This window comes from Pseudogulbenkiania sp. FW507-F1 (genome assembly GCF_058781125.1).
In genome coordinates, this window is the sequence record NZ_JBYSWM010000005.1 from 19717 (window position 1) to 31995 (window position 12279).

General features: G+C 56.1%; 13 protein-coding genes. All 13 read left to right on the forward strand.

Translation table 11 applies throughout. The features are described from left to right. Positions 1-122: 122 nt before the first annotated feature. Positions 123-305 carry a Flp family type IVb pilin gene (locus AC3WG5_RS04480; protein WP_482581396.1) on the forward strand — a complete coding sequence of 61 codons (183 nt, stop codon included), beginning with the start codon at positions 123-125 and terminating at the stop codon, positions 303-305. Positions 306-356: 51 nt separating this feature from the next. After that, on the forward strand, positions 357-908 hold the full coding sequence (locus AC3WG5_RS04485) for an A24 family peptidase (protein WP_482581395.1): 552 nt from the start codon (positions 357-359) through the stop codon (positions 906-908). A gap of 204 nt (positions 909-1112) precedes the next feature. After that, positions 1113-2423, forward strand: a complete 1311-nt coding sequence (locus tag AC3WG5_RS04490) for an ATP-binding protein (protein WP_492567950.1) — start codon at positions 1113-1115, stop codon at positions 2421-2423. Positions 2424-2499: 76 nt separating this feature from the next. Then, on the forward strand, positions 2500-3351 hold the full coding sequence (gene cpaB / locus AC3WG5_RS04495; protein WP_492567951.1) for a Flp pilus assembly protein CpaB: 852 nt from the start codon (positions 2500-2502) through the stop codon (positions 3349-3351). 43 nt (positions 3352-3394) lie between these two features. Next, positions 3395-4957 carry a type II and III secretion system protein family protein gene (locus tag AC3WG5_RS04500; protein ID WP_492567952.1) on the forward strand — a complete coding sequence of 521 codons (1563 nt, stop codon included), beginning with the start codon at positions 3395-3397 and terminating at the stop codon, positions 4955-4957. Positions 4958-4969: 12 nt separating this feature from the next. After that, the gene (locus AC3WG5_RS04505) at positions 4970-5266 is read left to right on the forward strand and encodes a hypothetical protein (RefSeq protein WP_492567953.1); all 297 of its coding nucleotides are present in this window, start codon (positions 4970-4972) and stop codon (positions 5264-5266) included. A 41-nt stretch (positions 5267-5307) separates the two neighbouring features. After that, positions 5308-6594 carry a TadE/TadG family type IV pilus assembly protein gene (locus AC3WG5_RS04510; RefSeq protein ID WP_482581388.1) on the forward strand — a complete coding sequence of 429 codons (1287 nt, stop codon included), beginning with the start codon at positions 5308-5310 and terminating at the stop codon, positions 6592-6594. 9 nt (positions 6595-6603) lie between these two features. Then, entirely contained in the window at positions 6604-7074 is a 471-nt protein-coding gene (locus AC3WG5_RS04515; protein ID WP_008952846.1) for a TadE/TadG family type IV pilus assembly protein, read from the forward strand. Continuing rightward, complete coding sequence (locus AC3WG5_RS04520) at positions 7071-7544, forward strand: TadE/TadG family type IV pilus assembly protein (protein WP_492567954.1); 474 nt, start codon at positions 7071-7073, stop codon at positions 7542-7544. Before AC3WG5_RS04515 ends, AC3WG5_RS04520 begins: the two co-directional genes overlap by 4 nt. 47 nt (positions 7545-7591) lie before the next feature. Beyond that, positions 7592-8827, forward strand: coding sequence for a CpaE/TadZ family protein (locus AC3WG5_RS04525; protein WP_236261528.1), 1236 nt, complete (start codon positions 7592-7594; stop codon positions 8825-8827). A 122-nt stretch (positions 8828-8949) separates the two neighbouring features. After that, positions 8950-10308 (forward strand): TadA family conjugal transfer-associated ATPase, encoded by a 1359-nt coding sequence (locus AC3WG5_RS04530; protein ID WP_014087448.1) that lies wholly within the window; start codon positions 8950-8952, stop codon positions 10306-10308. Positions 10309-10316: 8 nt separating this feature from the next. Next, positions 10317-11291, forward strand: a complete 975-nt coding sequence (locus AC3WG5_RS04535; protein WP_014087449.1) for a type II secretion system F family protein — start codon at positions 10317-10319, stop codon at positions 11289-11291. Positions 11292-11326: 35 nt separating this feature from the next. Then, the gene (locus tag AC3WG5_RS04540; protein WP_492567955.1) at positions 11327-12271 is read left to right on the forward strand and encodes a type II secretion system F family protein; all 945 of its coding nucleotides are present in this window, start codon (positions 11327-11329) and stop codon (positions 12269-12271) included. Positions 12272-12279: the final 8 nt, after the last annotated feature.

Sequence of the window (12279 nt, forward strand, 5' to 3'; positions counted from 1 at the left end):
GGAAACCTGGCAATCCAATGCTTCAGCCTGGAATGCCACGAAGCAAGGCGTCATGACGTATGGCGCAATGACAATGGCAGCACCTTGCTGCTTTGGGATCACTCATGATGGAGAGTATGGCCATGAAAAAGCTGACGTATGCATTGAAACAATTCACCCAGGACGAAGAGGGGGTGACCGCCATTGAATATGGTTTGATTGCCGCACTCATTGCGGTAGTGATCATTGCTTCGGTTAAAGCCGTCGGCAACCAACTGAGCCTTGTGTTTAACAACATCGCAACGGCACTAAACGCTGCACTTTAATATCAAATAAGTTAAAAAAACGCATGCCACAGTAACAACACACGGCTCATCATGCCATCAACCATAACGATAAGCATCTTGCTTGGGGCGAGGCTGGGCCTGCTTGCAGGCTTCCTCCTCGCCGCCGTTATCACTGATACGGCCGCCAGGAAGATTCCCAACAAACTGGTGCTAGGGGGATTAGCAGTGGCGTTTCTCTGCCAAGGGCTTTTTTTCGGTGGAGGGGGTTTGCTGGATGCGGCAAAAGGGATGGGGCTGGGGTTCGTGCTGTTTCTGCCCCTCTACCTTTTACGCGCCATGGGGGCGGGCGATGTAAAGTTGATGGCCATGGTGGGTGCGTTTACCGGCATGCAGGATATCGTCGGCATCGTGTTATTCACGCTTGTGGCTGGCGGGGTATTGTCCCTGGCATTTGCCTTGAAGCTGAAATCGCTTCACCAGCTGATCGACAACGTGAAATACCTGACTCTGGCTGGAATGAGCAAAGTTGCCGCAGGGAAAATGCCGGTCAATGATTTTCCTGTCAATTCGATAGGAACACTGCCCTACGCTTGGGCTATAACGCTAGGGACAGCAAGTTATTTTGTTTGGCACTCACTGTAAAATCCAGTGCAGCATTAAAGCTCGAACAACAATAAAACAATAACTCATCCGACTGACCAAGGGGCTTGCGGCGCAAAGCGGCTTTTTTTGGGCCAAGTCACATGCATTTCGGGTTATCTATGAAGTTGAAGTTTTGATTTGGCAAGATCCACGTTCTCAACATGAGGTTATGGATTGTGCCAAATAATCGGGGAAGGAACGACGATGTTCAATCCGGATGGTCTGGAGTCGCACAATAGCGGCTCATCCCAAGAGTTATTGCCCAAAGCGCCGCAATCCGTCAAAGAAACCGAACTGGATTTTCTCTTCCTGGTGGAACTGCTCTGCAAGACCCTGTTCTTCCACGGGCAGATGCGACTGGTCGAACTGGTTAACCACACCAAGCTGTCCATTTCCGTGCTCGAACCGCTGCTTGCCTTCATGCGCACCGAGCAGCTTTGCGAAGTGTCCGGGCGCAGCGACACCGAAGCCACCATCGCCTTCAACTTGACCGACGTTGGCCGAAGCCGGGCGCAAACCTTCCTCCAGAAAAGCCATTACGCCGGCCCGGCCCCGGTGAGCCTGGTTTCGTACATCGACATGGTGCACAAGCAGTCTGTCAGCGGCATGAAGATCACCAAGGAGTTGGTCGCCGAAGGGTTCGAAGGATTCGTACTGCGGCAGAGCACACTGGACCAGTTCGGCGCCGCCATGAATTCGGGCCGGGCCATCTTCGTCTACGGCCCGGCCGGCAGCGGCAAAACCTACGTCTCCGAGCACCTGGCCACGCTGCTTACCGGCTACACGGCCATCCCGCATGCGGTGGAGATCAACGGAGAAGTCGTCCAGATCTTCGACCCGCTGGTGCACAAGCCGGTGAGCAATACCGGCGCCGCGGGCTCGCTCGACCGGGGCGTGCGGCACGACCCGCGTTGGGTGCTCTGCCAGCGGCCGGTGGTGATTACCGGCGGCGAACTGACCCTGTCGATGCTGGATCTGGAATTCGACCAGAACACGCGCTTCTATCAGGCACCGCCCCAGGTCAAGGCCAACAATGGCCTGCTGATCATCGATGACCTGGGACGCCAGTTGGTCTCGCCTCAAACCCTGATGAACCGCTGGATTGTCCCGCTGGACCGCAAGGTCGACTACCTCGCGCTGCATACCGGTACCAAGTTCATGGTGCCGTTCGACGTCATCGTGATCTTCTCCAGCAACATCCCGCCCAGCCAGTTGGCCGACGAAGCCTTCCTGCGGCGCCTCGGCTACAAGATTTATATCGGGGAACTCCATGAAAACGAATATCGCTCCATCTTCGAGCAAAACTGCAACCGGATGAATATTCCGTTCAGCGAAGCGGGGCTGCGCTTTGTCATCGATCAGTTGCATGCCAAGCACGACAAACCCCTCCTCGCCTGCATCCCGCGCGATCTGCTCGAGCAGGTGCGCGACTTTGCCTTCTATCAGGGCGTGGAACCGGAACTGTCGGAAAAGATGTTGTCATGGGCATGGGAAAACTACTACACCCGAGGCTAGGTTGGTTGACTGACCCGGATTCGAGCCTCACATCACGCACGGGGAGATGCCAGTGAAAAACCCAAGAGCAATCGGAATGATCGTGGTGTCCGTCATCATCGGCCTGGTGGCCGTGGTGATGGCATCCCAGTGGATCAACAAGCAGACCAACGTGGCGGCGCAAAAAGTCGTCGTCGCCTCGATGGACATCGACCTCGGCTCCAAACTGTCACCCGAGATGCTGCGCTCCGTCGACTGGCCAAGCGGCAGCATTCCGGAAGGGGCGATTCTCGACCCGAAAGCACTGGACGGCCGGGTGTTGAAAACCAGCGTGAATCGTGGCGAGGCCATCCTCGAATCGAAGCTGGCTCCGGTCGGCACCAAGGGCGGGCTTTCCGCCGTCGTCATGGAAGGCAAGCGCGCCATGACGGTCAGGGTCAACGACGTTGTCGGCGTCGCCGGCTTCGCCCTGCCCGGCAACTACGTCGACATCCTGGTCAACACCACCGACGACGCTAAAAAAGCCCAGAACAGCGATGCCAGCATCTCCAAGATCGTGCTGGAGCACATCCTCGTTCTCGCCGTGGCCCAGGAAGCGAGCCGGGACGACACCAAACCCAAAGTGGTCAATGCCGTAACCCTCGAGGTAACGCCAGAGCAAGCCGAAAAGCTCGACCTGGCCCGCAGTGTGGGCACCCTCTCGCTGGTACTGCGCAATCAGGTCGATCCTAAGCCGGTACAGACAGCGGGCATCACCAAGCAGGTCTTGCTGCGCGGCCATGACGAACCGCTACCGCCCAAGGCCACCGCCGAAGCCAAACCCGTCAAGAAGCACGTCAAAGTAGCCAAGAAAGCGACCAAGCCAGCCCACACGGCCCCCACCGTCGCCGCGGCCCAGACCTGTGTGGAAATTGTACGTGGCACATCGCGCCACCGTGAGTGTTTCTAGCCTGATTGCCAGATAAAACCGCTCATTACGTGAGGGAACCATAATGAACAAGAATCCTGTTGGTGCGCTGCCTGGACTCAATGCCTGTGCTTACGCCCTCGCCACCTGCGGCATGCTTCTTCTGGCTTCCTACAGCCAGGCCGCAACAACCACGCCGAAACGGCTGGCAGCCACGCCTTCTACCGTGGCGCCTTGCAATGCGATCGAATCGGCGCCGCTGGTCAATGTCACCGTCGGCAAATCGTTCAGGCTGAAAACCCCGGTGCCCATCAGTCGCATCCTGCTGGGGAACCCGGAAGGGTCACAAGCGGCTCAGCCCAAGGAAAGCTCCGACGCCAACGCAGACAAGGGAAAGTCCTCGGCAGGAGGAAGTGCCAAATCCGGTGTGGCCGACGTGGATGTGATTCTGCTGAGCCCCAGCGAAATCTACCTCTTGGGCAAGAGCGTCGGTTCTACCAACATCATCCTGCTCGGGCGTAACGGCCAATGCACCCTGGTCGACGTAGCCGTCGGCGCGGACACTGCCTCACTGCAAGCATCGCTCAACCAATTGCTCTCTCCCGGCGCCAATAACGTCAAGGTCAGCGCAGCGTCGGATTCGTTGGTACTGACGGGCACGGTGGCCGATACCGCCAAGCTCGACAGAGCCATGACGTTGGCCGAAGCCTACGCCGGCAAATCCAAAGTCATCAACATGCTATCGGTCGATGCCCCACAGCAAGTGCTGTTGGAAGTCAAAATTGCCGAGATTTCCAAGAAATTGCTCGACAAGCTCGGCGTCAATATCGCAGGCATCCTGAACCATGGGGGCTGGACCTACTCCTGGAATAGCCTTTTTGCCAATGATCCGCTGGGCAAAGCCTTGCTAAGCGGCATCAATGATAGTGCGACACGAGCATTTCAAATCGATGCCCAGCATGATGACGGCCTGCTGAAGGTTCTGGCAGAACCGAACCTCATGGCGATCAGCGGCCAGGAGGGAAGCTTCCTCGCCGGTGGTAAGATCTTCATACCGGTGGCACAGAACAATACAAACAATGGCGGGTCGACCATCACTCTGGAAGAAAAGGAATTCGGGGTCGCACTGCGCTTCACACCGACCGTGCTCGACGGTGGCCGCATCAATCTCAAAGTCGCCCCTGAAGTATCGGAGCTGAACCCGGAGGGCGTCGGCATCTCCGCCATCGGTGTAGCAGGAAAATCTATCCTGCCATCCTTCACTACTCGGCGCGCCGCCACCACCGTACAACTGCATGATGGCCAGAGTTTTGCCATCGGCGGCCTGCTCAAAAACAATGTCACCACCAACATCAGTGCCTTCCCGTTCCTGGGCGAAATTCCGATTCTGGGCGCACTGTTCCGCAGCACCAGCTTCCAGACCGACAAGTCGGAACTGGTTTTTGTCGTCACCCCGCGGCTGGTGAAACCGTTGCCGCCTGATTACAAGCTGCCAACAGATAACTATATCCCGCCGAACCGGGCAGAACTTTTCCTGGGTGGCCGCATGGAAGGCAGACAACCCGAACCCTCTGCAAGCAAGGCCAGCGAGGCCTCGCCCCAGCCCGAAGCATCAACACAAGCCACCAGCGGCTTCGAAGTGAAATAAGGAGGCCACGCCATGCAAGCTTACAAACTGATGATCACCATGAGTGGGACTGTGTTGGCTGTGCTGCTGACCGGTTGTTCCTCCACCCCGTATCTGGACAGTCATTTCGGCGAGTCGGTGGACATGATCAAGGCCCAACAGACCATCAATCCTCAGGCATCGCAAAACATGGATCCGGTAGCCGGAATTGACGGTAAAGCGGGGCAAGAGGCTATGGGTCGCTATTACGACTCGTTCAAAACTCCCCCCTCTACCAAGGACATACTCACTATTGATGTCCTGGGCGGAAGCAGTGGTGGTAGTAAATAGCACGCTATTTATTAGATAGACAAAACGCGCGAGGTGGTTTCATGAAGCGCTTTGCCCAGCTGCCGACCCGACAACATCAAAAGGGTGTGGCCGCCATCATCGTCGGGTTATGCATTGTTGTGCTGATTGGTTTTCTGGGCCTAGTGGCTGATCTTGGCCGGTTATTCATCACCAAGACCGAACTCAGCGATGCCTCCGATGCCTGCTCCCTCGCTGCGGCGGCTGAACTCAAAGGGGATGCTGAGTCGCTGAACAGGGCCGAGAGTGCGGGCATAACAGTAGGCCAACGCAACAAGGTCGATTTTCAAGCCAATAACGTCACGATAGTGCCGAATCTAGATGTCACGTTCAGCGACCACTTGAACGGCACGTACTACACCAAGAACGCAGTTGCACCAATCAATATTGCCAACATGAAGTACGCCAAGTGCACCCTGCCGCGCACCGGCATCATGCCCTGGTTCATGCAGGTTATGGGCATCGGCGCCCAGAGTGTCAATGCCCAAGCGGTCGCAGCCCTCTCTCCCTCCCAAACCAACTGTGCAATCCCAGTAGGTCTTTGCAGTCAGCCAAGCCCTGGAACTGCTTGTACGGATATCAATGGTAATCCGCTTGGCTTTAATTCAGATGAATACGGCTTCTGTATTGGAAAGTGGTATGGGAGTCGATTTAGTGCAGGAGGTGGTTTTACCGGTAGCTTCAACCTCATTGACTACAGCCCTCCCTCAGGCGGGGCCAGCGAACTGTCTGGCCAGTTAACAGGTGCCGGCCAGTGCAATCTGAATGTTACAAATCCTGTTGGGCAGACCGGGATGCAGCAATCCATTGCCAACGCATGGAATACCCGCTTCGGGCTGTATCAGGGGAGTTACAACGTAAGCAATGCGCCTCCCGACTTCACTGGCTATGCCTACACAGCCATTTCCTGGCCAAGTCAGTACAACGCTTATGACGGTACTGATGGCACTCGCCCAAATTTTCAAGACTCTCGCACAGCCCATACCGTTTACCAAGGCGACGCTGCCGCCGGTCTGAGTCTGACTGGCAGTGGGAGCAGTGCCACATCCACCCAGTTGAGGGATAACGGAGCAGACCGACGTATGGTCCTGATGCCTATCGTCAATTGTGGAGGGTGGACGGGGTCTCAGACAGTTCCCATCCAGAAATTCGCCTGTGCGCTGCTGCTGCAACCGATGCAGGCCCCCGGATCGGATACCTATATCGAATACCGTGGCCAAGCTGATGTACCGGGAAATCCGTGCGCCACCCTGGGCTTGCCTGGTGCGGGGGGCGGTATCGGCCCCAAAGTCCCAGCGCTCGTACGGTAGGAGGCGGAGATGCGACGCTACTCCAGACAAGCAGGTGTTGCCGCGGTGGAAATGGCGTTCTTGTTGATGCCATTGATCTTTATCGTATTCGGCATTACCGAATTTGGCCGTGCTTTCTACCAATACAACACCGTGGTCAAGGCGACACGGGATGCGGCCCGCTATCTATCCGCGCAGCAACCGGGGACAAAGGACGCCGAGGCTACATGTCTCGTCAAGTACGGTAATTACAGTGCCTGCCTTGCCGACCCTAGCTATACCGGCCCACTTTTGGCTCCCGGCTTGGCAACAGCAACCATCACGATCTGCGACTGGCCACGGTGTGCCAACCATAATGCACAAGGCAGCGATCCAGTCGTGAATCTGGTTTCAGTCACGGTAAGCAACTATCAATTTACTTCCTTGGTACCTTTTGTCACATCGGGTTTATCGACAATCACCTTTGGTGACATTCATACCACGATGAAGGCGAACCTATGAAAACGGCCAAAGCACGGTTGTTTGCATCAACCCAAAAGCATCAAAGCGGAGTTGCAACGGTGGAGTTTGCATTGATCGCCATGATTCTTTTCGCCCTACTATTGGGAATCATGGAATTTGGCCGCCTACTGTTCACTTGGAATTCCGCCGTGGAAGCCACTCGTCGGGGAGCCCGGCTTGCCGTGGTGTGCGACATGAATGCCACAGGAGTCAAAAATGCCATGCGGAAAATTCTTCCCATTGTCGCGACAGGGGATATCAGTGTCAGCTATTCACCCAGCACCTGTACAGGGTCGGCAGACTGTCAAAGCGTGACGGTTTCCATATCTCCCAACGCGCCGGCCTTTCATTACAACTTCCTTTATATCGGTACTTCATGGCGGATTCCGGCATTCAGTACCACGCTGACAAGGGAAAGTCTGAGCAACGGTTCTGGAGCCGATCAAAATCCCGATTGCTCGATTACATAATGCAACAAATCGGACGTCACGATAGCAATAACTAGATGGGGGTTGCCATGAAAATATCGATTGTCTCCCTGAATACCAAGCATCTCGATGAAATGCGCCGTTTTACCGAGGTAGACATCAACCGTGACGTCAAGGTATTTCCTGGTGGAATGGAAATGCTGGCGCCGGTTGCCGATCAGTTCCATCCCGACATTTTGATCTTCGAATGCGATGAGCAAGATTTGACGGATTTTTCGGCTTTGTCGCGCTTGAACCTTCGCCACCCGGATATTACCGTCATTCTGCTATCCAACATCCAGGCATCCGAAACCCTGCTGAGCGCGATGCGGGCTGGCGTTCGGGAAGTACTCCCCTCTCCGGCAAACCGTGAAGCCTTGAACCTCGCCATTTCCCGTGTCGAGGAAAAACGCATGCTGCAAAACTCGGCACGCCCCAAAGGCAAGGTATTCGCCTTCATCCCGTGCAAAGGCGGCAGCGGTTCCACGTTTCTTTCAACCAATCTGGCTTATAACCTGGCCACCCAAGAAGACAAGAATGTCATCCTGATCGATCTCAACCTGCAGTTTGGCGATGCCGCGCTTTTCGTCACCGACCACAAGCCTTCGGTAAACTTGGCCGAAGTGGCTCGTCAAATACACCGCATGGATGCCTCGTTTCTGGCATCGAGCCTGATAACGGTGTTGCCCAATCTGGGTATTCTGGCCGCACCTGACGACCCGGTTCAGGCCATGGAAGTGACTCCGGCCCATATCGACACCTTGGTCAACCTGGCACGAAACCACTACGACGTGATCATTCTCGATATTGGTCGAGCTTTGGACCCGGTCAGCATCAAGGCACTGGATCACGCCGACATCGTTTTCCCCGTCCTGCAAATCACCCTGCCCTTCGTGCGCGATGCGCGTCGCCTGCTCGACGTACTGCGCTCTCTGGGGTACTCGCGCGACAAGATCAAGTTACTGGTCAACCGCTACGAAAAAGGGGGGGAGATCAATCTCGAGGATGTTGAAAAAACGCTGGGCCTGCCGGTATTCAAAACCATACCCAATAGTTTTCGGGCAGTTGCCGCCTCGGTTAACCAAGGCATTCCCATCGCGAAACTATCTCCCAACAACCCGGTAACACGAACCATTCAGGAGCTCAGCAAATCGCTGGTCTCCGAAGCAAGCTCCGGAGAATCGTGGTGGGGCAATTTATTGAATCACTTCAAGGGTGGCGAAACCTCAAAAAAGGTAATAGCCGACCCTAGTATGACCAGGCCCATTTCATCCACACGGGAATGATAGGCCCGGCACGGGCCGAGATCTGCTAACGAGCATGGCATTTTCACTGTAACCACCGCATCAGCTGACTGGATTATTGTTTTGCTCCCTGTCGCCTGATCACATGTAGAGGGGTAATCATCATGTCCTTGCGAGACCGGCTCGAATCGCTGCACACCCCACCCGAAGCGCTGCAAAACATCGTCAAATCGGCATCAGGCCTGGGTTATGAGACTTACCATGACCTGAAGGCGCGCATCCACCAAAAGCTGCTGGACCGGGTGGACCTGACCGTCATGGAAAGCCTGACCCCAGACCGTTTGAAGGATGAGCTAAAAATCCTGGTAGAGCGTTTGTTGAGTGAAGAAAACACCGCACTCAACGAGACGGAGCGGCGCAATCTGGTCCGCGACATCCAGCATGAAATGCTGGGCCTGGGGCCCCTGGAACCCTTGCTCGCCGACCCCACCATTTCCGATATCCTGGTCAACACCTACCAGCAAATCTATATCGAACGGCGCGGCAAGCTGGAGCTGACCGACATCCGCTTCAATGACGACGCCCACCTCATGAAGATCATCGACAAGATCGTGTCGCGCATCGGCCGACGTGTCGACGAATCCAGCCCGATGGTCGACGCCCGCCTCCCGGATGGCTCGCGGGTCAACGCTATCATCCCGCCTCTGGCCATCGATGGCCCGATCATGTCGATCCGCCGCTTTGCCGCCGTGCCCCTGCGCATGGACGACATCATTGAATACAAGAGTTTGACCCCGGACATGGCCACGGTGCTGAAAGGGTTGGCCAAGGCCAAGATGAACATGCTGATTTCGGGCGGAACGGGCAGCGGCAAGACCACCATGCTCAACATTCTTTCCGGCTTCATTCCTGAAGTTGAGCGCATCATCACGATTGAAGACGCCGCCGAACTTCAACTGCAGCAGCCACACATAATCCGGCTGGAAACACGCCCACCCAATATCGAAGGGCGAGGCGAAGTACCCCAGCGTGCCCTGGTACGCAACAGTCTGCGCATGCGGCCGGACCGCATCATCCTTGGCGAGGTGCGCGGGGCGGAAGCACTGGACATGCTCCAGGCCATGAATACAGGGCACGAAGGTTCCATGGCGACCATTCACGCCAATACGCCTCGCGATGCCATTACCCGCCTGGAGAACATGGTCGGCATGTCCGGGATGAATCTGCCGCCCAAGGTCATCCGCCAACAGATCAGCTCCGCCATCAGCGTCATCATCCAGATCGCCCGCCTGACGGACGGTAAACGCAAAGTGGTCAGCATTCAGGAAATCACCGGCACCGAGGGCGATGTCATCACCATGCAGGAACTGTTCCATTATGTTCAGACCGGCATCGGCATGGATGGCGCAGTGCAAGGGTACTTCTGCGCCACAGGCGTTCGACCAAAATTCATTGACCGCCTCAAAACGCACGGTGTAGACATCTCCGACGCGCTGTTCGACCCCAATAAACGCTTCGAATAGGTGCAGACATGGACACCACCTTCGCGATACTCATCGTCCTGATTTTCATCGCCGTGGTCTTCCTGCTGGAAGGCGCTTATCTCACTTGGAACACCTACAAAGGACCGGAAGCGACGCGCATCGAGCGACGCCTGCAGGCCATGTCCGCTGGAGCTCACCACAGCGAGTCGATGAGCCTGATGAAAGAACGGCTGCTCAGCGACACCAAGGTCGTTCAGCGATTTCTGCTCGGCATCCCCCGTGCGCACCAACTGGATCGGATACTCTTGCAGTCTGGCCTCAAGCTGAAGGTGGGGAGTTTCCTTGGGCTGACACTGGCATGTGGCCTGGCTACCTTTTTCCTGTTACAGCTCTTACCACTTCCCCTTCTCGTTCCGGTTCTCGTCGGTTTGGCTGGTGCCACCATCCCCTGGATGGTGGTAATGCGTTTCCGCCATAAGCGCCTGGTAAAGTTCGAAGAGCAGTTACCCGATGCCATCGACCTGATGTGCCGCGCCCTGCGTGCCGGTCATGCCCTTCCGCAATCGCTGAAAATGATAGGCGACGAAATGTCCGACCCGATCGCCGGCGAGTTTCGCACCACGTTCGATGAAGTGAATTATGGTTTCTCACTACAAGAGGCCATGATGAACCTGGCTACCCGCATCCCGAGTACAGATCTTCGCTACATGGTGATCGCCGTGCTGATTCAGCGCGAAACCGGCGGCAACCTGGCTGAGCTGCTGGGCAATATCAGCGCGCTGATTCGTGCACGGCTCAAGCTCTACGGCACGATCAGGGTTCTCTCCGCCGAAGGCAAGCTTTCGGCCTGGATCCTGACCATCCTGCCCTTTGCTGTCGCGCTCATCATCCACCTGCTCAACCCAGACTTCATGAAGGTGCTCTGGGAAGACCAAACGGGATTGATGATGGTGGTAGGTATCGGCGGCATGATGCTGGCCGGCATTGTCTGGATGCGCAAGATCATCAAGATTCAGGTTTGATCGTCGGCCACACAACGCATTGAGAGGGAAACGACATGAACACCTCGCAGTGGATTTATCTGGGCATCATTTTTGTGGCGGTTTTTGGCGTTGCCCTGACCATTTCGCTACAGATGGCGCCCAACCGCGTCAAAGCGCGCCTGGACAAGATTTCCGAAACAGAAACCCCCATCGATTCGGATAACTCGTCAGCCTGGGTTGCCAAAGCCGTCAAAATCGCGACCCCACTCGCCAAGCTCTCGGTTCCAGCAGAAGGCTGGGAAACCTCCCCCATTCGTATTCGCTTCATGAACGCGGGTTACCGCGGCCCATCCGCCGTGCCACTGTTCTTCGGCGCAAAGACCTTTCTCGCGCTGCTGCTTCCCACCATTCTGTTTCTCTACCTGGGGCTGACCGGTGGGCATCAGGACGGCACCAACTTCCTGCTGTTCATGCTCCTTGCCGCCGGGATCGGTTACTACCTGCCCAATATCCTTCTCTCCCGTCGTATCGAAAACCGTCAGCGCGAGATTTTCAACAACTTCCCGGATGCCATCGATCTTCTGCTGGTCTGTGTCGAGGCGGGCCTGGGACTCGATGCCGCTTTACTCAAGGTTGGGGAAGAAATGCGCATCAAGAGCCCTATTCTTGCTGACGAGCTTCACTTGGTGAACCTCGAATTGCGCGCCGGCAGCACCAAGGAAAGAGCCCTGCGCAATCTGGCCATCCGTACCGGGGTACAGGAAGTGGACACTCTGGTTGCCATGCTGATTCAATCAGACCGCTTTGGTACCAGCATCGGCGAATCGCTGCGCGTGCATGCCGACGACCTTCGTACCAAGCGCCGCCTACGCGCCGAAGAAGCCGCGGCAAAGATTCCACTGAAACTGCTTTTCCCTCTGATTTTCTGCATCTTCCCGGCCCTGCTGCTGGTCTTGCTCGGACCGGCCTTTATCCAGATTTACCGTGTGCTGCTTCCCACAATGGGTGGCGGGCAATGAGTCATATC